The sequence below is a fragment of the Ornatilinea apprima genome (assembly GCF_001306115.1).
In the GTDB taxonomy this organism is placed as follows: Bacteria; Chloroflexota; Anaerolineae; order Anaerolineales; family Anaerolineaceae; genus Ornatilinea; species Ornatilinea apprima.
This window is the reverse complement of sequence record NZ_LGCL01000002.1, coordinates 1-21,023: the sequence shown is the minus strand read 5'-3', so window position 1 is coordinate 21,023 and position 21,023 is coordinate 1. Positions and strand designations below refer to the sequence as shown.

At 51.3% G+C, this 21,023-nt stretch carries 19 protein-coding genes; 3 read left to right on the top strand and 16 right to left on the bottom strand.

Translation table 11 applies throughout. The features are described 5' to 3' along the window. Positions 1-2: 2 nt before the first annotated feature. Genes ADN00_RS00105 through ADN00_RS00095 form a run of 3 tightly spaced genes read right to left on the bottom strand, consistent with a single transcriptional unit; the run spans position 3 to position 5,261 of the window. A complete protein-coding gene (locus ADN00_RS00105) occupies positions 3-1,607 on the bottom strand; it encodes a hypothetical protein (RefSeq protein WP_075060925.1) in 1,605 nt (534 codons plus the stop codon). Next, a complete protein-coding gene (locus tag ADN00_RS00100; RefSeq protein ID WP_075060924.1) occupies positions 1,597-3,714 on the bottom strand; it encodes a glycosyltransferase family protein in 2,118 nt (705 codons plus the stop codon). Before ADN00_RS00100 ends, ADN00_RS00105 begins: the two co-directional genes overlap by 11 nt. Then, positions 3,711-5,261, bottom strand: a complete 1,551-nt coding sequence (locus ADN00_RS00095; protein WP_075060923.1) for a hypothetical protein — start codon at positions 5,259-5,261, stop codon at positions 3,711-3,713. Before ADN00_RS00095 ends, ADN00_RS00100 begins: the two co-directional genes overlap by 4 nt. Between ADN00_RS00095 and ADN00_RS00090 the strand changes: the two genes are divergently transcribed. Then, positions 5,212-6,012, top strand: coding sequence for a zinc ribbon domain-containing protein (locus ADN00_RS00090; protein ID WP_456238510.1), 801 nt, complete (start codon positions 5,212-5,214; stop codon positions 6,010-6,012). The genes ADN00_RS00095 and ADN00_RS00090 overlap by 50 nt on opposite strands. A 198-nt stretch (positions 6,013-6,210) precedes the next feature. Then, positions 6,211-8,502: a HEAT repeat domain-containing protein gene (locus ADN00_RS00085; protein ID WP_160317441.1), complete on the top strand. Its 2,292-nt coding sequence runs from the start codon at positions 6,211-6,213 to the stop codon at positions 8,500-8,502. Positions 8,503-8,525: 23 nt separating this feature from the next. Here the strand turns inward: ADN00_RS00085 and ADN00_RS00080 are convergent, their stop codons facing one another. From ADN00_RS00080 to ADN00_RS00025, 12 genes are all read right to left on the bottom strand, one after another. Next, entirely contained in the window at positions 8,526-8,849 is a 324-nt protein-coding gene (locus tag ADN00_RS00080; RefSeq protein WP_075060920.1) for a DUF167 domain-containing protein, read from the bottom strand. Positions 8,850-8,858: 9 nt separating this feature from the next. Next, a complete protein-coding gene (locus tag ADN00_RS00075) occupies positions 8,859-9,122 on the bottom strand; it encodes a YggT family protein (protein ID WP_075060919.1) in 264 nt (87 codons plus the stop codon). Positions 9,123-9,134: 12 nt separating this feature from the next. Continuing rightward, complete coding sequence (locus tag ADN00_RS00070) at positions 9,135-9,860, bottom strand: YggS family pyridoxal phosphate-dependent enzyme (protein WP_160317440.1); 726 nt, start codon at positions 9,858-9,860, stop codon at positions 9,135-9,137. Then, a complete protein-coding gene (pgeF, locus tag ADN00_RS00065) occupies positions 9,857-10,654 on the bottom strand; it encodes a peptidoglycan editing factor PgeF (RefSeq protein ID WP_075060917.1) in 798 nt (265 codons plus the stop codon). The genes ADN00_RS00070 and pgeF overlap by 4 nt, the downstream gene beginning before the upstream one ends. A 1-nt stretch (position 10,655) precedes the next feature. Continuing rightward, a complete protein-coding gene (locus tag ADN00_RS00060) occupies positions 10,656-11,651 on the bottom strand; it encodes a DUF2085 domain-containing protein (protein ID WP_075060916.1) in 996 nt (331 codons plus the stop codon). Then, positions 11,648-12,193 (bottom strand): TlpA family protein disulfide reductase, encoded by a 546-nt coding sequence (locus tag ADN00_RS00055; RefSeq protein WP_075060915.1) that lies wholly within the window; start codon positions 12,191-12,193, stop codon positions 11,648-11,650. Before ADN00_RS00055 ends, ADN00_RS00060 begins: the two co-directional genes overlap by 4 nt. Before the next feature lies 1 nt (position 12,194). Next, positions 12,195-12,911: a cytochrome c biogenesis CcdA family protein gene (locus tag ADN00_RS00050; RefSeq protein WP_075060914.1), complete on the bottom strand. Its 717-nt coding sequence runs from the start codon at positions 12,909-12,911 to the stop codon at positions 12,195-12,197. Between the two features lie 14 nt (positions 12,912-12,925). Next, positions 12,926-14,008 carry a L,D-transpeptidase gene (locus tag ADN00_RS00045; protein WP_075060913.1) on the bottom strand — a complete coding sequence of 361 codons (1,083 nt, stop codon included), beginning with the start codon at positions 14,006-14,008 and terminating at the stop codon, positions 12,926-12,928. Between the two features lie 62 nt (positions 14,009-14,070). After that, positions 14,071-15,597 (bottom strand): histidine ammonia-lyase, encoded by a 1,527-nt coding sequence (hutH, locus tag ADN00_RS00040; protein ID WP_075060912.1) that lies wholly within the window; start codon positions 15,595-15,597, stop codon positions 14,071-14,073. Positions 15,598-15,608: 11 nt separating this feature from the next. Beyond that, positions 15,609-16,322, bottom strand: coding sequence for a diacylglycerol/polyprenol kinase family protein (locus tag ADN00_RS00035; protein WP_075060911.1), 714 nt, complete (start codon positions 16,320-16,322; stop codon positions 15,609-15,611). A gap of 8 nt (positions 16,323-16,330) precedes the next feature. Next, the gene (gene smpB / locus ADN00_RS00030) at positions 16,331-16,786 is read right to left on the bottom strand and encodes an SsrA-binding protein SmpB (protein WP_075060910.1); all 456 of its coding nucleotides are present in this window, start codon (positions 16,784-16,786) and stop codon (positions 16,331-16,333) included. A 17-nt stretch (positions 16,787-16,803) separates the two neighbouring features. Then, a complete protein-coding gene (locus tag ADN00_RS00025; RefSeq protein WP_075060909.1) occupies positions 16,804-18,096 on the bottom strand; it encodes an MFS transporter in 1,293 nt (430 codons plus the stop codon). Positions 18,097-18,189: 93 nt separating this feature from the next. Here ADN00_RS00025 and ADN00_RS00020 point away from each other — a divergent pair, with 93 nt between their 5' ends. Then, entirely contained in the window at positions 18,190-18,909 is a 720-nt protein-coding gene (locus tag ADN00_RS00020; RefSeq protein ID WP_075060908.1) for a hypothetical protein, read from the top strand. 47 nt (positions 18,910-18,956) lie between these two features. On the opposite strand, the gene typA is transcribed toward ADN00_RS00020, so the two are convergent. Beyond that, entirely contained in the window at positions 18,957-20,807 is a 1,851-nt protein-coding gene (gene typA, locus ADN00_RS00015; protein ID WP_075060907.1) for a translational GTPase TypA, read from the bottom strand. Between the last annotated feature and the right edge of the window lie 216 nt (positions 20,808-21,023).

The window sequence follows — 21,023 nt, the reverse complement described above, 5'->3', positions numbered from 1 at the left end:
TCTTATTTGCCTACACGCATGATCTGAAAATTACCTGTGGACAAAATTTCTTCCAATTGCCTGTTTGCGCCGCTTTCGTATGGGAAATCCCCGTAATTGGCTTCATCCCAAATTACAAAGTCCACATTGAATTCTTCAATCAATCGCCAACCCTCTTCCTGGCTCACTGGCTGGAAGAACATCTCAACACGCGGGGCGATCTCATCATAATGAATGCTTTCCGGCCCATGCCCCACCAGCACCCTCGCTGGCACCCAGGCTGGCAGTGGATTGGAAATACCTTCGTCCGCTAAAAAAATTGTATCAGATGGCAGGTTCAGCGCCTGCAGCGCTTCAAATAATGCCACCTCATCAGCAGACCGAAACGCCGGCAGCGCCGGATTTATTGCCGTAAACACAGTCCCAAGCCAGAAAATTGTCGTGCTCAGGAAACCTGTCCCAACCAAAGCCAGCGTAGCGTTGCGTGGAAAGCGCGGGTGGTCTTTCAAAAACAGCATCGTTAAAACCACAAGGCACATCCAAATTCCTTCTGGCAGACGTCGCTGTAACTGGTGCGGGGCGTACGCCAGTAGAGGGAAACAGAGCAGCCATACTACCAGATACAATCGGCTTGCCCATTGCTCTCCCGTCTGCCGCAGCCAGGTCCACGCCCCGGCCAGCGCAAAAGGCAGCAAGAGACCAAACGCTAGTAAATAATCTCCGAACGGAGGCGAAAGTATAATGTTCTGGCTTTCCCAGCCCTTCAAAACCGGGTCTGTGGCAAAGCGGATCATATTGTAGAGCACAACCGGCGAAGAGATCAGCGCTGCCAGGCCGGCGCGCATAGACACCTTTTTTCGGACAGCCAGGTCATGCTTCTTTACCATCATCGTCCAACCAAAAACAGAAACACAAAAAGCCGCCAGTACAGCCCAGGCAGCCGCCGTGGTCAGCGGCTGAAACAGCCCCACCAGCATCAGTCCTATTCCGGCTTTCACGCCCTGTTGAACCGACGGCTTATTTGTGGTCAGGATTGATTGAATACTGATAAGCAGGAATCCGCGCGCGAACAACAAATGTGGCAGCCCCATCAACATCAGAAATCCAAAACTTTCCGGAGAATACAGTTCAAGTGGCAGATCGCCCCCCCATAATCGTTCCGCACCTGCCAGGTATAACCACCCCAACCCGCCCCCCAAAGTTGCCAGCATCAATCCCCAGCGGATCAATCCTTCATCATCTCCGAGAAAAAAACGGAGAAAACGATCCAGCGACCACACCAAAAAGATAATACCGCCCACCCGCAGCCAATGGAACATGGCAATCAATTGATCGTGCAGTCCGGGGGGGGCAGCCAGCTTTCCCAAAAGATAGTATGGGAAAAAAGCGAATGTCCCCGATTGTGGGTAAGCCGTATACGGTGTGGTGAACAGCCAATCGCCTGCAAAACCGCGCAGCATTTTCGCGATATACGAGTTACCGTCTTGCACGCCAAACAAAAACCCGGTGAAAACCCAGTCTTCTCCCGCGCTCAATTCAGCCAAAATAGTTGGCAGGCTGGTTAAAAAAATCAAAAACAAGGTAAACCCCAGAACCCACTTGCGGTGTGATGTGTTTTTAAGCGGCATGGTTTAGTTTCCACATGAGGATAAAAATAATAATGAGCGTCAGCATGTTGATTGCCAAAGCGATATACAAATCGATGGGTACCAATCTGAAAACAACCTGGTGCTGCCCTTGTTCCAACTGCACGCTGCGCAGCAGTGAGTGTGCCGTCTCCACTTCCACCGGCGCGCCATCCACCCACGCCTTCCAGCCAGGGTAAGCAATTTCCGAGAGCACCAATCTGCCCGGCCCTTCCGCCGCCACCGCGAGCTGATTGGGACTGGCATTGATTTCCTGAACGCCCTTCTCCTCACCGTCGTTCGTTTCAACCCAGGCGCGCGGCTTTCCATACGGATTCTGATACAAAAACTTCTCTCCGCCGCAGTCCAATTGGTAAGGTTCCAACGCCAGGATGGCAAAGTCTGACACCACAGTTCCCACATTCAGCAGACCCAGTTTTTTCAGGTCAGGAGTATAGGCCTGGTTATCCGTCTGGACGTCTCCAGTAGCGAATGGGGGTATGGTAACACTGTACCCTTGCGAGGGCACGCCGCTGGCAGCTTCCATAAATTTCGCGTATTCGATCAATTGCAGCGGATCCACCCCATCCGCCAACTCAAGACCATTTTCAGCAGCAATCTGCTGTGGAACGCTATACGAAGGCGAATAAATCCGCGTGGCAGTGTCATTCATACAACGGAGAAGCCCCTTCGAATCCCCTATCGCTTCCGCAGTCTTCACCCATTGAATCTGCGAAAAACCGGTAACACCACTGTTCACCACCGCCAGCGTCACCATAAGCACGCCAAACCAGTTTTGACTCAGCTTTCCAGCCAAAAAACCCATCAGCAACGCAGAGAATCCCAGCACGCTGACCGCGCCAAAAACCATCTCCACATTCAATCGGCCGCCAATCACACTCACCCCAGCGGCGAGAGCCAAACAAAACGCGCAAAGGATAACGAAATACAATTTTAAAGCGGGTAACAATTTGAGGCGGTTCAAAAACACCTGCTGGGTAACCAGGCCAACCAGAATCGCAGTCGCCAGCCCCATCAGAAAAATCATCCGCGATGGCACCCTTAACAGATCTGCTCCTGGCAGGCGGTAAAATATCGGCGCGAGGATGAAGTTTTTACCCAGTGCGAATAAAACCGCGAACAAACTCACATAACTCCAAAAGGCAATCCAGCGGTTTCGCCTCAAAGCAATCATGAATGGAATAATGCAGACCAACAGCGCGCCAGGGTACAAAAGCCACTCCGCGTAGCCGCCAAAATCGGGCATAACCAGCCCCAGCAGCCGTAATGGTTCAATCGAGAGGGTCAGGCGGTCTTCCATCGTCATCAGGCTGCGTGTGGACAGGTTTGAATACGTCAGCAGCGGCAGCCAAACCGGCGCGGAAAGCCCCGCGCACAAGCCAATATGCATCAAACCATATCTAACCCAGCGTCTGGCAAGTGAAAAAGTTGGTCTTTCCTCTTCTGCATTGAAGAACCGCATCAAAACATAAGCAAAATACAATACCGCCGCGAAAGCTGCCCAGCGAATATCTGCCAGCGCGATGATCCCCAGCACAATCCCCGGTGATACCAAAACCAAGCGCGAGCGGCCGCTTTTTGCGGTGTCAGCCAGCGCGTCCAGCACCACCAGCAGCCAGGGCGTCCAATACACAGCATTAACCAGGGTAACATGCCCGGCCGCATAATGGCCAAACAGCTTTGGAAAGAAAGCAAATAGAACCCCTGCCAGGCCGGCAGCCGCAGTTTGGCACCCCTGGCGTCTGAGAAACACAAACACGCCCCACCCGCCCCAAAGCAGGTGCAGCACAAACAAGAAATGAAACGCAAACGGAAATGGCAGAATGAGAGCCAGCCAGTTAGGCAAGTACCACAACCCTGAAAGAGGGTTCGCGTAAAAGGGATACCCCGATAAAATATGCCCAGACCAGAGTGGAAATTGTCCGAATTCCAGCAGCGATCTGCGCAGAAAAACCAAATTGGGGTAATGCGAGATCAATAAATCCGAAAACCTGGACTGAGCCGGGAAAGCGACCACGCCGGATACTGGCAGCGAAATCAAAACGGCAAGCGTCAGGCTGGCGAAAGCAATCAATGTACTCTTTTTCATGGTGTTAATCCAGCCGCGATGATCTTGACTTCTTCGTTTTCAAAAACCAGCTCGCCCATCTGCGACGGATCCGCGCCTTCTCCCGCCATCTTTTGCTCGCGCGGCCCCCAGAAGAAATAAGACGCCCCGTATTGCTGGCTGAAAGCCTCCAGGCTTTCTGGTGATTGGTCGGCAGTAAAGACACCTTCCACAACTTCAGCCACCGATTCATAATCGGGGGTCTCGAAGGGATGCCCAAGGATCACCCTCCGGCCTGTCAGCGCGGGGATGACCAGCCCAATCTCTTCTGAAGATGCGAAAACCGCCTCCTGTGGTGTATGCGCGACAATCCATTCCATCGCCTCCGTCTCACCGGTAGAAAGATACAATTTGGGGCTAACGCTCAGCGCACCAAACAGACCAACAACTATCAGCAGCAGATGAGTTGGAATCGAAAGGCCAAACAGCAAGCCAAATCCACGCCGGATAGGCCATTGGTACTTCTCGAATAACCACACCAGCCCTTCCAGCCCCAGGATCGCCACCGGAATATAGAACCCAGACAAAAATCGCCGTTGTATGCTGATGGGCGTGTAAGCCAACAATAGAGCGCTGATCACCCAAAGCCACACCAGCCGCTGTGGATTCTTTCCAAAATTTCGCATGCCAGAAGCCAACCCCACGATGATCAACACGATTGCCGGGCTGAGCGAGAGAAAAACATCCCACCACACCGGCGTAGGTGTGATATTTTGTGCATTCCATTGGCGCAAAAACGGGTCACTCACCACCTGCCAGTATTGAAAGAGCAGACAGCCTCCTCCAGGAATCAAAGCAAGAAGCGGAATTCCCTTGCGGGCATCCTTTTGAAAGAACGCCTCCAGCACCCAATCAACCGCAAGAGGAATCACCACAGAGACATATCCGAAAGGTAAAACAATGCTTAACCCAAGCCCAGCCAGCCCTAACAGCACCAGCACGCTTCTCTTCCCAGTTTTCTGAGCCAGCAAGATCATCTGAAGCATCAAACCCATCCCCAATGGGAAATGCGGGTTGGACAGCATCGCAAAGAATGGGTACATTTCCGCCACCCAGAAATCAGCCGGTAAATAGCCGGTAACAAATAGCACCCAGCCCATCCCAGAACCAAACACCAGCAATAAAAAAGCGAGCGTCTGTTTGCGCTCATCTGGAAAGTACAAACCAGCAAATTTCCAAAGCGAATACAAAAGGAATAAACTCGCGCCAACCCGAGAGGCATGAAAAACCCACACCGCCGGCAAACCCGTCCAACGCGTAAGGTGCCCCAGGAAGAGGTAAAAACTGAAGAGAAACACACCATTCACCGGTCCGGCTGTGTACGGCAGGCGGAAAAGCCAGCTTCCCTGCCGGCCCTGTTCCATTTTTGCCAGGTAAGAAAGCCCATCCTTCGGATTAAATAAAAAACCCAAAAAAGTGTGAGTATTTCCCCCGCTGAACGCCCCCACGAGATAAGGCAAGACCATCAGACTGACCGCGATGATCAGTGCTGCTTTGATAAATGGCTGTACCGTACGCCTGGTTTCCATAGCATGCATTCCTTGCTTTATTATATTTACATCGTCTATAATCGCTAGTATGGATATCACTGCGCACTTATTTCAACTCCAGGAAATTGATAACAAAATTCAACGCTTTCGAGCGCGAATGGAAGAAATCGAGCGAGTGCTCAACGCCGATTCTCGCCTGCAAAAAGCAGCCCTCAACGTTGAGAAATCGAAAAAGGAAATTCACCTTGCCCAGGTTTCCATCCGCGGCATTGAAGAAACCATCCGGGAAATCAACGTAAAGATCGAGATCAGTGAAAAGAATCTCTACGGAGGCTCTGTTCGTAATCCAAAAGAACTGCAAGACCTTCAAAACGAGATCGCCTCGCTTAAACGACAACGGTCCAACCTGGAAGACAACCAGCTCGCCGAAATGATCCGCTTTGAGGAATTGGAAATGCAGTCGCAAGCTGATCAAGCCCAATACAGTGAAATTTTGACGCTGGTAACTTCCGAATCCTCAGCTCTGGCCGGGGAAAAAACTGCCTCCTTGGCCACCGTTGAACGCCTCTTGGTGGAAAGAGCTGGCCTTTTGCATTCGATCCCAGCCGAGTCGTTACGGCTTTATGAAGATTTGTGCAAAAGTAAAAAAGGACGCGCAATAGCCAAAATCGACGAAGATAGCTGCAGCGAATGTGGCGCGCCGATCCGCCCCTCCCTCATCCAGGCCGCTCGATCCAGGCTGACACTGGCCTATTGCCCCTCCTGCGGACGCATTCTATTTGCTGGTTAGCCCATGCTGCAATTTCCATCTATCTCCTTCAGCCCGTTTTCTTTTTGGCTAGGTTTTCTTGCCGGCGCATTATTTTGGTGGCTTTTTTCCTCTGCCAGGAAAATCGTTCCTGATGTAAATAAATGGATCAAGCTGCAAATCGAAGCCATCAATCGCCGGCGAAACGCTGGTTTAGAACATCAGATACGCAGCCAATTTTTGAACTGGGCTCAACAGCAGCACCTGACAGCGAATTTATGCGCGTTGGACCAAATCGCCATCGAACCGCGATTCATATTCCCGACCATTGACCCAGAAACCGGTGGCGGTGGTCATTTCTCTTCCCTCACCAACCAATTATTGCCTGTCTTTCTGGACTGTCCGGAAATCTACGCGCAGTTCAATATCGATACACTGGACCCCCTGGTAGCGATTTGTAATGGTGCAAACCTGGTTATCACCGCCCAGTCTGGCATGGGCAAGACATTTGCCCTGGCATGGATGACCTCTCGGCTAATTAGCCGGGAAGAAGATACACCCGGCTCTGCTCGCCTGCCTCTCAGCTTTCATATTCTAGATCTAAATCCTGAAAAGTTTAATCTGGAGAATCCAGCGGCAAACCTTGTTCTTGCCCTTTCCAATTTGCTGCCATCGGAAAAAACACAAAAACTGGAACGATTCGTCAACGCTCTCCTTAAAGAGAATCGAGTTGTGCTTCTTCTGGATGGGTTGGATGAGCTCGCTCCCGAGGCACACCAAAAAACAACTGCTTGGTTGTCTGTGCTTTTACAGGCATATCCCCAGCTTCAGATGATTACTACCGGCACGCCTACCTACCTGGGTGATCTTCCAGGCCTTGGCTTCCAACCTGTTCTTCTTTCCAGTTGGAGTTACGCCGAGCGCAATCGTTATTATTCAAAATGGCGCGACCTATGGCAGGAAAATTACGCCACGAGCGGCTCTGCAACCGCGGTAGACGACCGGCTGATCATGGGCTGGTTGTTCAACGATAAGCGCCGCTTTACACCGCTGGAATGGTGTCTGATGGTTTGGGCGGCTTTTGACGGCTTGGTTCTGGGAGAAAGCCCAACCAGCTATCTTGAAGGGCTTCTGGACCGCGTCGTGCCACACAATATTCCGGTCAGGTCGCTATCCTACCTATCTCTTGAATTGATTCAATCCCAAAAATTATCGCTTCCTTACCGCTCTGCCGCGGCTTTATTGGCGAAATACCGGCCATCCACCGCTCCCGCCGCAGAGGCTTTCGAGGAAATTGAATCAGCCCCCGAGCAACGATCTGGATTGAAGCGCAAAAAGAAGATATCTTCCCGCGATCAGGCAATGAGCGACCTTTTGGAATCGGGACTGCTGAACGAACACGCAGGCGAACAGGTCCGCTTTAGCAATCCGCTTTTGATGGGGTATCTGGCCAGCCTCCTGCCAGAATCCGCGGCGATTATTGAACAATCCACATTCGATTGGCCGGCTCACGAAATCGCCGTGCGCTTTATCATCGCCCGCGATGCCGCCCAGGGATGGGTGAGTAAAACCATCCAATCGCAAAAGGACATTCTTCAAACGGGCATACACAAGGTTAGCCGCGCCATACCCTATTCCAGCCTCACTTCCACCTGGCGGTCCAGCTTTATGCGCGATCTGGTCAGCAAGCTGCATGATGAATCGATTCCTTCACTGCTGCGTTTACGGCTGATCAATTGCTTGCTGATAGCCAACGATCCATCGCTCGCCTTGCTTTTCAAGCAACTCTATGCATCGCGGTCCGCATTCATCCGCTTTTCAGCCGTTTTGGCGGCCGGCTCGCTGGGTTTAACCACCTTAATTAACGAAACCCGTCAGCTATTAAATGATGAAATCACCGAAGTTCAAATGGCAGCCTGCTTAGCCCTTGGCGCGATGGATACCCCACAGACGCAGCGATTAATTGAATCCTGCCTCTCCTCCGGAACGGAAGAAGTCCAACAAGTCGCTGCCGAGATCCTGTCCAAAGACAGCAAAGACGGGCACGAAATTCTTAAAGTCGCGGCTACAAGCGAGAATCTATTGGTTCGCCGCGCGGCAGTGATGGGTTTATGCAAAATCAAAGAGGAGTGGGCGCAAAAAATTTTACAAAAACTATCCATTGAAGATGGTCAATGGGTAGTACGCAGTATCGCAGGACACGCGCTGGAATACACGCAGCACCCCGAAAGACAGGCCCCCATGCCTTTCACCAAACCCGAAAACACCGAATGGCTGATCCAGTATGCCAGCCGGCAGGGCATGGGCGTTCCGGTGGGACAATTAGCGATTGATCTCATGGTCGATGTGCTGCGCAGGGGAAAACCCGAAGAAAAGATTTTGGCACTTCGCGCGCTTCCCCAATATCCCCAAAACCGGGTGCTTGAAGAGATTGCCCAGGTATTTAAGAAAGAACAAGGCCCGGTTCAAGAAGCGGCATACCAAGCCTTGCTGCAGAATTATTCCATTTTTCAAAAAACCGGTATGTCCTGACCGCCACCTGCAGAGAGAAAGGATTAATCCTTCTTCACACCCAGAGCGAGAGAAATCCGCGCCTGCAGATCTTTGGCATCCATGTCCTCAATCGTTACCAGCTTGTTGCGGCCAGTTTCTCCAGCAACAATATCAATCCGCGATTCCGACACCGATAACACTTCTGCTAGAAATTGAATCAACACTTTGTTTGCTCGGCCTTCCAGCGGCGGAGCTGTCAGGCGAATTTTTAGCGTCCCATCATCAAGAATTTCAACAATCTCGTTTTTCTTTGAGCGCGGTGTAACACGCACGGTCAATGCGACTCCTGTTTTTCCATCCTTGAATTTTGGGCTGTTTGATTTCATCGCTTCAACCTAAATGAAAGTTTGCAGAATAGCTACCAATAGATATTCCAAAACCTGGATAATAATTAACAAGATCAGCGGACTGAAGTCAATCATTTTAACCGGAGGCACAAGCCTTCGGATGGGATCCAGGATCGGATCAACAATTTTTGAAATCGTCGCTCGCACCGGGTGGTACGGCGACAGAATATAAGACAGAATGACTTCTGCCAATATCAACAAAATTAGAATTTGCGCAATAACACGAACCAGAACAATCAAAATTTCTACCATTTTTTCCTCAACCTAAGAATAATGCCGCGGCCCAACGATTGCGGTTCCAACCCGCACAAAGGTTGCACCTTCTTCAATTGCAACCGTGTAATCCACGCTGGTTCCCATTGATAAAGCCGACCAATCAAGCATCGGATAATCCCGCCGTAAATCGTCTCTCAACCGGCGCAAACGAAGAAAATAAGGCCGTGCCAGCTCTGCATCCTCAAACAAAGGAGGCATGCACATCAGCCCGCGGATTCTCAAATTTGGCAGCTTGCTGATCGCTTCAATATCTGCATAAAAACTGTTCAGTTCAGAAGAGCTGGACACCCCCCACCCATGCTTTGTCTCCTCTTCACCTACGTTACACTCCAGCAGAACATCCATCTTTCGGCCAGCTTCTTCTAAATGCCTGTCTAATTTCCTCGCCAGAGACAAACTGTCTAACGATTGCAAATAATGAAAATGTTCGGCAACCAGTTTCGATTTCCGGCTTTGCAGATGTCCAATCATGTGCCACGAAAGGGTCTCCGGGATGTTCAGGTGAGGGATCTTTTCAGTGGTTTCTTCGGGGTAGTTCTCTCCCAATACACGCGCGCCGGCGTCGATCACCGCCTGCACAACCTCAACCGGTTGTGCTTTGGTAACCACCACCAGGGTAACATCACCAGCGTCCCGGCCACATCGAGCGGCAGCCTTTTCAATTTTCTCTTGAACAGCCTGTATTCGGGCGTGAATATCATTCGATAGACTCATTTTCCCCATACCTCGCCCAGGGCAATCAACGCGCCATATCTCCCGGTAGCGCCATTCTCGGCGCGGTGAGAGTACCAGCGGGTTGTATCACTCGCCGTAGATATCCCGGCAACCTCGATTTCGTGGACACCGCACGCACGCAGTACAATGGAATTTGCTTCCCAAAGGTTTAGGTACATTTTACCATTTTCACACCGAATTAATCTACCTGCCTGTTCGCCAAAAGCATGCCGGAAGCGTTCGGCCACATCTTCGCCCACCTCATAATCATCCGGCCCGATTGAAGGGCCAATTCCCGCCAGAATATCACCCGGCTGGCAGCCATACCGCTGCGCCATTGCCTCAACAGCGACCCTCGCGGCCAACTTGACCGTGCCCTGCCAGCCCGCGTGTACCAATCCGATGACATTCTTTCGTGGATCGTAAAGCATAATCGGCACGCAATCCGCAAATCGCATAAATAAAGTGAGTTCCGGCCGGTCTGTGATGATGATATCCGCTTTCTCATGCACGCCGTCCAGTGGTCTGGGCGCCTCTGGGAAGATCACGTGCACGCCATGAACCTGCCAGGTATCGAAGATCGATTCCACGGGGCGTCCCACACAATCAAATATGCGCCGACGGTTCTCTATCACATTCTCCCGTCTGTCACCTGTTGTGCCCCCCAGATTCAGCGAGTGCCAAGGCGCAGGGCTGATTCCTCCCTTTCGGGTAAACAATCCGTGAGTAAGGTTTGCACCAGCGAAAAGATCAAATTGAAAAAATTCCAGATTCTCTGCTTGCTTCAGGGTCATATCAACGATTAGCTTTCTGGGTTTGTTTGAGCACTTCCATTTTTTGCCCCAGAATCTTGCGGGTTTCTAGCATGGTCTCTTCAATCATCGGGTACATAAACCAGGCCGTTGTGATACCAAACAGAAGCCCGGTTACCGAACGCAAAAGAGGCGTGCTTTCTCGAATAATCATCCAGCTTGGAAAAAAGCTTTTCGCCAGGCTGGGTAGTTGAGAGCTTCCATCAATCCCAATCGGCACCAACCCAAACAATACCCATAGATACCACTTCAACCCCGGAATTTTCCTGCCCGTCAGGGCAAAAATGACTCCAAACAGAAAAATCCCGCCGTAAATGGCGATATCTCGCTGGCAAAAAGCAACTTTATAGCCTACCATCTCATTTCCAACAAAGCGTCGCGCAGCATTGAGATCAATCGTCTCCGCTTGGGTCAACTCTTCGTAGCTGATTACGCCTTCGATGCCCGCCAGCTCACGTGGATAATAGGCCTGCTCACCAAACAGGAACCACGAACGGAAAGAGAGCTGATGACACAACGGGCTGTAAACTGCGTAAATCACTCTTGCCGGGCCGGTGAGGCCCTGCTTCATCATCACCGGAGCCAGAAATGGCAGACCCACAAATAGCAATACCAGCGCATTCAGCACCAGCATATACTGCTTGGAAAACCAATAAGAGAACCGGTCCGCGCCGCTGACGCGCCTTCCCCGCTCCACACGCTTGATGTATTCCGCATCGTCTTGATAGTATTTCACCCGGTCTTGCGCGGAGCGAAGGGTAACTTCCAAATCCTGGCGGTTGAAAGGTGGCCGCAAGGTATAGGGGCCAACCTTGATCAGCGGCGTTGATCCATGCATCTCTTTTCGAAGTGTTTCATCCGTGTCAATATCGATGGTCACAACCTGATGCTCAACCGTGCTTTGCAGGGAATCCAGATCAGCTTTCAGTTGGTCAAGGGTTATGTCGTCTTGATGAGTATAGATGGTTACAGTGATCACTGGTCAATCCCCATTTTCTCTAAATAACCGTCCATCAATTCAGGCGTCAGCAGCCCAATGTGCTTTGCCGCTAAAACTCCATTCTGATCAATGAACAGCGTTGTGGGCAGCGCCCGAACAAGAAACTGCCTTACAATCTGGTTATCGCTATCCAAGTATACTCCAAAGGTTACTCCCATCCGCTTCACAAAAGCAGAAACGTCATTGTCGCTTTCACCCGAGTTGATCCCAATGAATGTAACTTCCCCCTGCAGTTGATTGGCATACTCCTCAAACATGGGCATTTCGGCCTCACAGGGGCCGCACCAGGTGGCAAAAAAATTGATCACCATCGGTTTCCCCAAAAACGCATCAATCGCGGTCTTTTCTCCTTCCAGATCCACCAGATCAAAACTCTGAATGGGAAAAGTGGACTGGGTTATACTTGCCTGAGCCGGAATGATCGCGTCTCCCCCCTCATCATGAAAATCGAGGAAAGGCACCATCACCAACAGCAAAAGAAAACCACCAAAAAGCAGCCCTTGTTTGAGCTTTAAAGACATATCAGTAATTAATCCCTAATAAATTACCAAACCCGGCCAGTTTTTCAAACAAGCCAAAAAACAGCAAAACACCCACTACAATCATCAAGTAACCAGACAGTCTTTGGACCGTAACCATCCAATGGCGCCGGCTTTTGAAAAAACTCAACAAGGCATCAAATCCAGCCGCCATCAACAAGAATGGCACCGCCATCCCCGCTGAATAAAAGAGCAGCAAAAAGATACCCTGCGATATCGAACCTTCGGCAAGAGCCAGTGTCAGAATAAAACCCAAAACCGGCCCCACACACGGCGCCCAACCGGCTGAAAAGAACACCCCCATCAAAAAAGACCGCACCAGTGGATTTGCATTTTTTGTTGAGACTCGCAGCCGCAAATCATACTCCAACCAATCTATATGAAGCAAGCCAGATAAATGCAGGCCAAATAGTATGACAACAATCCCACCAATTTTCGCCAACCAGGTTTGAAAATCATACATCCATTGCCCGGCGGCCGAGATGGGAATGCTGACCAGCACGAACAGAGCAGTGAATCCCAACACAAACAAGACTCCGTTCAAAAACACGCGAAAGCGCGAAGTCGATTCTGGCGAGTCGGCGCTAACACCCGGGCTGGCCCCCAGGTATCCCAAATAAGCGGGCATCAGTGAAAACACGCACGGCGAGAAGAAAGAGCCTAAACCCGCCAAAAAAGCAATGCCTAACGTTACTTCCATTCGGCTGTGTCCTATCAGGCTTCTATGACGTCAACAATCGTCCCGCCCTTGCCGGTCAAGTCCACATCACCCGGATCATAGGGCACATGCGGAGAAGTCCAGCGGAAAATCCATTTGGCGTCTTCCGGGCGCGCGTTGACGCAGCCGTGAGAACGGGCATCGCCAAAAGCGTTATGCCAGAAAGTGGAATGGATCGCCGCGCCATTCGGGTCAAACAAAACCGACCAGGGAATGCCTGGCGTGTCGTACCCGGCTCCCGTAGCTCCACCCGCCATGTGGATGGAGATCGACTTGCGCCAGGGCAAGTGCTCACCCAACGGGGTCGCCCACTTATCCACAACATTTCCCTGCGCGTCGTATTTGGCTCCGGTCGATACGGTGCAGAAATAAACTTCGTCTTTCCCCTCATAACACGAAAGCACCTGATGATTCAGGTCCACAACCACGCGCTTGTCGGCCGCGTCCGGATGAATAGGAGACAGTTCCTCCTCGGTAATCGGCCGGAAAGCCTCTGCCGCCGCCCAAAAAATATCACCGCAGTTGCCATACAGTTCATTGACGCGGTAGAGCACCTGCCCCTGTGAATTGGTGACGATATCATCAATCCACATCACCTGGCTGTAATACAGGCGCGGGCGTGATACTTCCTGCAGCCACGGAGAGCAGGCCGGCCGGTCCAGGTAGAGGTCCACATAAGGCACCGTAACCTCTGCCCACATTCCTTTTCCCAGACTGGATAAGGGGAGTTCTGTCAAGGGTACGTTGGGAAGGTTTTTTACCGGCTGAATGTTCGCAGCGTATAAATATCCTTTCGGAGTTTCCACCCAACGGTTAACCCGCGCAAACATGGCTGCTTCGCCAATCACTTCTCGATTCCAGACAACTAGGCTGTCCTCGTACAGGCGCTCCACTTCCGGGCTGCCGCTGTATGGCCTGGCGCGCAAGCTGATCCAACCGCCAGTGCAATTGCGCCCTAACAACTCACCCTCTGGAAATTCGCTTTGAAATTTCACCCGGTCCAACCACGGCCGAAAAGCCAGGGCGCCCAGGCCCAACGCGCTCAGTTTTAAGAAATCTCTTCGACTCAGATTCTGCATTGTTTTTTCCATACCGACTAAGATAATCTGTTTTATCGCAATTGTCAATCAAACTTATTTGGTTATTCAAAATCCCGTTTAATGATCATTTGCTTTACGCGATCAATCTCCGGCCCCCACCAGGCATCGCCGGGCTGGTAAGGTACTTCCTGGCGGATTTTTCGGTAAGCCGCATAGGTTCCTTGCCCCAACCGCCGCTCCGGGATTTGTCGCAGGCGCAAATCCAACGCGCGAGCCGCTGTATACAATTCAATTGCCAGAACATGAGTCGTGTTTTGAAGTATCAGGCGGGTGTGCCGCGCTGCTGTCATCGAATTTGCGTTGTGATCTTCCTGCTCGGCCGATGTCGGCAGAGAATGTACCGAATCCGGCGAAGCCAGTGTCTGGTTTTCCAACACCAGCGAAGCCGCCGTGTATTGGGGGATCATCATCCCCGAATTCAAGCCAGCCGCCTCGATGTTATCCACCAGCATGGGGGGCAGTCCGTAGTTCAATTTGCTGTCCGTCAACCGAAAAATCCGCCGCTCCGAGATGGAAGCCAGCTCAGAAATAGCCACGCCCAAATAATCCATTGCCATCCCCACCGGCTCCCCGTGAAAATTTCCACCGGATAATACTTCCTCATCGCTAAAGATCAGAGGATTATCCGTAGCCGCATTGATCTCCCGCTCAACCACTTTTTGAACGAACTCCAACGTATCGCGCGCAGCCCCCTGCACCTGCGGGGCGCAGCGCAAAGAATAAGCGTCTTGAATTCGACCCGATGCGTCGACCAGGTGGCTGCCTTTGGTCAGCGAGCGCACGCGCTCGGCAACCGCCATCTGACCCGTGTGCCCGCGCACCGCGTGCAGGCGCTCATCAAAAGCCGCTGAACAGCCCAACACCGCTTCAAGAGACATGGAAAGTGAGACATCCCCCACCTTCAGCAGGTAATCCGCGTCTTCAACCGCCAGCGCGGCCAGCGCCGCGCTCACCGTAGCGCCATTATTCAGCGCCAGCCCTTCTTTCGCGCCCAACACCAGCCGCTCAATCCCGGCCGCCTGCATCGCGGCTTTTCCGCTCATCAGTTTTCCCTGGTACCATGCTTGCCCAGAATCTTCTTCACGGTCGGCATCATCCGTGGTAAACACCAGCGCCAGATGCGAAAGCGGGCACAAGTCACCGGAAGAGCCAAGCGAGCCTTGCGACGGAACAACCGGAGTCACTCCGCTGTTCAGCATGTTAACCAACGTTTCAACGATTTCCAGCCGGACGCCAGAAAACCCTTTTGCCAGCGTATTGGCACGCACCAGCATGGCCGCCCGCACCACTTCATCCGGCAAAGGCTCCCCAGCACCCACCGAGTGACTCAGAATGAGATTCCGGCTTAATCTCGCGGATGCCCGGTTGGGAATCATCTGGTCCGCAAAAATACCAAACCCCGTATTAATTCCATAAACAGCCCGGTCAATTTTCAATAAATTTTCTAAGCGCCGCCGCGATTCGCAAACCTGCCGCTTACCCTCTTCAGAGATTTGCACCGGCTCGAACTCTCTTGCTACACGAATAACATCCGCGCTCGTCAGGTGATACCCATCAATTTGAACCATTTCTGATCCTTTCAAAAGGGCAACAGCAGGTGTCCCAACAAAACCGCGACCGCTGGGACAGTCAAGTTATCAATATCCGAGAACGGCAAAGATTCCACCATCATTCCCGCCAGAGCGATCACGGTAATTGCCGGTAAATAGTTCACCAGGTCGCCGGGCAAAAAACCGCTTGCCTGGTACACCACGCCGACTCCCACAGACATCAGCCAGCCGCCCGCGAACATCGCCAGCGTCCCGGCCACGCTTTTCTTTCTTGCCCACGGAATTGCCGCGCTCTTGATTCGCTTTCCGACAATATCCGCCAGCCCATCTCCACCACACAGCAGCATCAAAGCCACAATACCAATCAGCGAATCGCGCCAATAGACCAGGGTCAGCACCACAAACACAATTCCATAAAACAACGGCCCGCGCAGAATTTCTTCGCGCTGCCCCGTGCGAGACATGGCATCCACCGCCGCCTGATCCTTAACCACTCCCAAGCCCACCAGGGCGAATTGAACGGTGATGGCCAGGGGAATCAGAGCTGCCAGAAAACGCGAGGTCAAGGTATCGGGGAAGAGCAGCCAGCATAAAACAAAAATCGGGCCGGTTCCCATGTGGATCAATTTTCGGCTGAGCGGCCCGCTAATGAAACCACGATGCGCTAAAAAATCATTCACCCGCAGCCAGATCAATGCCGCTGCAAATGTTACTCCAAACGCGATCCAGATGTTGTTCAGCATAAATAGGGTTAATCCTTGATGTTGAATTTTCGGTTCAAGTCTCTTTCAGCGTCGCGCTTGGCAATATCCTGGCGCTTATCGTACAACTTCTTGCCTTTGGCAATGGCAATCTCAACTTTTGCACGCCCGTCCTTCAGATAGACCTGAACCGGGATCACGGTGACACCCTTTTGGCGCACCGCGTTCCAGATCCCACGGATTTCTTTGCGGTGCAGCAGCAGCCGGCGCGGGCGCAGCGGATCGTGATTGAAGCGGTTAGCCATCTCGTAAGGCGCGATATGCGCGTTTACCAGCCACGCCTCTTTTCCATCATCGATTCGCACATAGGCCTCACCCAGGCTCATCTGACCGGCGCGAATAGATTTGATCTCGCTTCCCATTAAAGCGATGCCCGCTTCATAAGTTTCCAGGAGGAAAAATTCAAAATTGGCTTTGCGATTTCTGGATACGATTTTAATTCCCATGCCGGTATTTTAACACACTACCCTTTCCAAAGGATCAAAAGCCCCGCCAATATGCGCCCTGCCCCAAACAGTAGGAGTGATTGCGGCAGTCCAATCATCTCTGAGATTGGCCCTCCCAGTGTTGAGCCAACAAGAATGGCCGCATTCAAGAAAATGTTATACCACGCAAAATGCGCCGGGCGGTCTTCAGCGGGAACACGCTCCAGTAAATAATTAATAATTGTCCCTCCGGCCAGCGACCAGGCCAGCCCACCTAAAAACGAAGCCGAAATGAAATATACGGCTTCTTTGCTTGCCAGCAGCAGCAGCGGATATGCGCCCATCAAACCTACTCCCAAGCCCAAAGCCGCCTGGTTCCCAATTTTGGAAGTAATCTGTGAAAGCTGCGTGGAGCCTAAAAACATGGCCAGATAGAAAACAGCCATACCCACACTGATCCACTGATCAGAGAAATCGAGCACATTCACCATCTGAATCGGAAAGATTGGCGCTGGCAAATATTGGAAAAGATGAAATAAAAATACCAGAAACATTACCCGAAAAAATCGGCCGGATAATAGATCAAAATGAAACGATTGGGAAAGCTTGTTAATCCGTGTTCGCACATCCCCGCGCATCCGGATGCGTGTAATTCTCTTTTCTTCCTCAACAGAGCGGGCCGCGATCAATTCGGGTTTGGAAGGCTCAATCGACTTAATAAACTTCAAATGAACCGAACTTAGCAAAGAACCAAACAAACCGATTCCAAATAGAATTTGGTAGTTTAAGGGAAACTGAATCTCTTCCAACATCCACCCGCACAGCAAAGTCGTCAGGGTTGTCGTGACCGCAAAAACCGCGTTTCGAATCCCCGCCACATGCCCACGATATTTCAGAGGAACAGCCTCAGCAAAAAAAGCGTTGAACCCGATTGCCAGCGCAACACCGGGAATACTCATCACCAGGGTAATTAAAATCAGAATCCAGATTTCAACCTCTGGGGCAAACAACCACGGCAAAGGGATGAAGAGAAGATAAAACACTCGGTTAATCACACTGGACTTAAAGACTGCCTCGCCCAGATGCTGCTTTTCCAGCCATGCACCCGTCGGAATCGTAAACGCCAGGTTGATAATTGCTGGGACAGACGTAATCAAACCAATCTGAAAGCTGCTCGCCCCCAAGTGTGCGGCATACACGGCAATAAAAGTCAGAATGCTGCCATTCAGTATGCCATACCAGCCTGTATCAAAATAAAGGTGCAGGAAGTTGGATTTATATTCCTGCGGCACGAAGGTGGAAGAACGAAATATGGCGCGGATTGTGTTCATCAGAAAAGGAAGCAGAGATCGCTATAGGGTAAAATATCCTCAGATTATATCAACAATACCCACGCCTTAGTGAAAATGAGGATAAAAAGTACCATGAAAGACCGCTCGATTTTTGACACCTTACTGATTATCGCCCGCCCGGCTGCGGGCAAGAGCGAGGTTATCCATTACCTCAAACAGACGCCCTTAACCGACCGGATTAACCGATTCCATATCGGCCAGTTTTCTGAGATTGATGACTTCCCGATGCTGTGGACCTGGTTCGAAGAAGATGACATTCTCGAAAAAATGGGCAAACCCCGCCTTCATTCTGATTCAGACGGCTACTTCTTGCACCCATACTTGTGGGACCTGCTGATCGAACGCATCTGCCTCGATTATGCAAAGCGTAAACGCGATCAGGCCGGTGAACAGTCAGAAACGATCTTGATCGAGTTCTCGCGCGGCAGCCAGCATGGCGGCTATCGCTCGGCTTTTCGACATCTCTCTGATGCCGTTTTAGAAAACCTGGCCATTCTGTATATCGATGTACCCTTTGAGGAATCACTTCGCAAAAACCGCCGCCGTTTTAACCCAAACAGACCAGATTCCATCTTGGAGCACGGCTTATCCGACGAGAAATTAGTTACGCTCTATGAAAAAATTGATTGGTTCGAACTCCTCGATCACCCCACCCATATCGTGATTAATGGTCGCCGGGTGCCCTATGTGATCATGAACAACTTCGATGATGTAACCACGCAGGGAGGAGAAGCATTAGGGCAGCGATTGCAAGACGCCTTGTGCCAGTTGTGGCGCCTGAGCATGGAATAAAAAACAGCCTCCCGAACTTATCAAACCGGGAGGTTGTTATTCTTCCTTTATTCGCTCATCAGCTCTTTTGTGCGCTTTTCAGTCTTTCCGCGCTCTTCCGTGTTCAGTATCTTCTTGCGAATCCGGAAATTGAGGGGAGTTACTTCAAGAAGTTCGTCTTCAGCCAGATATTCAATCGCCTCATCCAGGCTCATCAGCCGCGGCGGGGTCAGCCGGACTTCGATATCTTTATTCGCTTGACGCATATTGGTCAGGTGTTTCTTCTTGCAGACATTCACAGCCAGGTCTTCACCGCGCTGTGTTTCACCTACCACCATGCCTTCATAAACGGGCACGCCAGCGCCAATGAATAAGGTCCCGCGTTCTTCGGCGTTTTTCAAGCCATACGTCGAGCTATCCCCAGTCTCCCAAGCCACAATCGAACCCGTGGATCGCGAAGAAATCTGCGGCGCGAGCTTGTCGTAACCCGCAAAAATGGTGTTCATCACGCCCATTCCACGAGTCGCCGTAAGGAACTGATAACGGAAACCCAGTAGACCTCGTGTTGGCACTCGATAGGTCACATGCACAGTATTATCGGGATTGTTGACCATATCCAACATAACACCTTTGCGCACGCCCAGCATTTCGACCACAACCCCCACGGTATCATTGGAAGTCTCAATGTGCACTTCTTCATACGGCTCCAGATACTCGCCGTCATCGCCCTTGATGAAAATCGCCTCTGGCTTCGAAACCTGAAACTCATACCCTTCGCGGCGCATGGTTTCAATCAGGATCGCTAGGTGAAGCTCTCCACGGCCAGAAACAATGAAGGTATCCGCCGAATCTGTTTCTTCCACCCGCAAAGCCACGTTATTGCGTAGCTCGCTAAATAAACGCTCACGCAATTTTCGCGATGTGCTCCATTTTCCTTCTCGCCCCGCGAACGGCGATGTGTTCACCGCGAAGGTCATCCGCACCGTCGGCTCTTCCACATGGATGGGGGGCAGCGAAATCGGGTTTTCCGCATCAGCCAACGTTTCTCCAATCGCCACGCTTTCCAACCCGGCCACACACACAATATCACCCGCCTGAGCCTCTTCGACTTCTTTGCGCTCCAGTCCCTGGTAAACATACAGGTAGCGGATTTGATCATTGTATACCTGCCCATCCAGCCCCATGCGGCAGATTCGTTGCCCAACCTTCATTGAACCGGCAAAAATTCGTCCAACCGCCGTCACACCTTTGTACTCATCGTAGCCAAGGTTTGCCACCAGCATTTGTAAAGGCTCGTCAGGGCGCACATCAGGCGCCGGCACTTTCTCAATGATCGTTTTGAACAACGGCTCAAGGTTGCCCTCCAGATCAGAAGTCAAACCGGCTCGACCTTCGATTCCATTCGCGTAAACCACCGGAAAATCAGCCTGCTCCTCGGTGGCGCCCAGTTCAATAAACAGATCAAAGGTCATATTCAACGCCCGGTCCGGGTCTGCGTCGCGGCGATCCATTTTATTGATCACCACAACAGCCCGGTGCCCCATCTCAAGGGCTTTCTTCAGCACAAAACGAGTCTGCGGCATGGGGCCTTCCGCCGCGTCTACCAGCAGCAGCACCCCATCCACCATATTCATTACGCGCTCAACCTCGCCACCAAAATCGGCGTGGCCGGGTGTGTCGACAATATTGATCTTGATCAGTTCCCTTGTATCAGGGTGAGGAAGAGAAATTGCGGTATTCTTGGATAAAATGGTGATCCCACGCTCGCGTTCGAGATCATTGGAATCCATCACCCGCACCATCACTTGTTGGTTTTCACGGAAAACCTTGGCCTGTTTCAACATTGCGTCAACCAGAGTTGTTTTACCGTGATCAACATGGGCGATAATGGCGATATTGCGAACATCATTGCGTTTCATAAAAACTACATCTCCAACCGGTTAAATAACCATCTAGTGCTATTTCAAAAATCAAACACCCAATTATAATCCACTCTTTCAGTTTTTTAGTTACTGTATCGAATATCCATAGATCTGGAAAAGAGAGAGCTCAGCGGCCATAGATTGCCTTATGGAGTGCAATGGCCCAAGGCCTGTTTTGATGAGGGCCTTTGAAGACTGGCATTGAGCATTGGA

Excerpts from the sequence above, each read along its gene's own strand:
- smpB (WP_075060910.1), bottom strand. The coding sequence starts at position 16,786 with ATGGGAATTAAAATCGTATCCAGAAATCGCAAAGCCAATTTTGAATTT.
- ADN00_RS00035 (WP_075060911.1), bottom strand. The coding sequence starts at position 16,322 with ATGCTGAACAACATCTGGATCGCGTTTGGAGTAACATTTGCAGCGGCA.
- pgeF (WP_075060917.1), bottom strand. The coding sequence starts at position 10,654 with ATGACCCTGAAGCAAGCAGAGAATCTGGAATTTTTTCAATTTGATCTT.
- ADN00_RS00070 (WP_160317440.1), bottom strand. The coding sequence starts at position 9,860 with ATGAGTCTATCGAATGATATTCACGCCCGAATACAGGCTGTTCAAGAG.
- ADN00_RS00020 (WP_075060908.1), top strand. The coding sequence starts at position 18,190 with ATGAAAGACCGCTCGATTTTTGACACCTTACTGATTATCGCCCGCCCG.
- ADN00_RS00050 (WP_075060914.1), bottom strand. The coding sequence starts at position 12,911 with ATGGAAGTAACGTTAGGCATTGCTTTTTTGGCGGGTTTAGGCTCTTTC.
- ADN00_RS00100 (WP_075060924.1), bottom strand. The coding sequence starts at position 3,714 with ATGAAAAAGAGTACATTGATTGCTTTCGCCAGCCTGACGCTTGCCGTT.
- typA (WP_075060907.1), bottom strand. The coding sequence starts at position 20,807 with ATGAAACGCAATGATGTTCGCAATATCGCCATTATCGCCCATGTTGAT.
- hutH (WP_075060912.1), bottom strand. The coding sequence starts at position 15,597 with ATGGTTCAAATTGATGGGTATCACCTGACGAGCGCGGATGTTATTCGT.
- ADN00_RS00055 (WP_075060915.1), bottom strand. The coding sequence starts at position 12,193 with ATGTCTTTAAAGCTCAAACAAGGGCTGCTTTTTGGTGGTTTTCTTTTG.
- ADN00_RS00095 (WP_075060923.1), bottom strand. The coding sequence starts at position 5,261 with ATGGAAACCAGGCGTACGGTACAGCCATTTATCAAAGCAGCACTGATC.
- ADN00_RS00025 (WP_075060909.1), bottom strand. The coding sequence starts at position 18,096 with ATGAACACAATCCGCGCCATATTTCGTTCTTCCACCTTCGTGCCGCAG.
- ADN00_RS00080 (WP_075060920.1), bottom strand. The coding sequence starts at position 8,849 with ATGAAATCAAACAGCCCAAAATTCAAGGATGGAAAAACAGGAGTCGCA.
- ADN00_RS00105 (WP_075060925.1), bottom strand. The coding sequence starts at position 1,607 with ATGCCGCTTAAAAACACATCACACCGCAAGTGGGTTCTGGGGTTTACC.
- ADN00_RS00090 (WP_456238510.1), top strand. The coding sequence starts at position 5,212 with ATGATCAGTGCTGCTTTGATAAATGGCTGTACCGTACGCCTGGTTTCC.
- ADN00_RS00045 (WP_075060913.1), bottom strand. The coding sequence starts at position 14,008 with ATGCAGAATCTGAGTCGAAGAGATTTCTTAAAACTGAGCGCGTTGGGC.
- ADN00_RS00075 (WP_075060919.1), bottom strand. The coding sequence starts at position 9,122 with ATGGTAGAAATTTTGATTGTTCTGGTTCGTGTTATTGCGCAAATTCTA.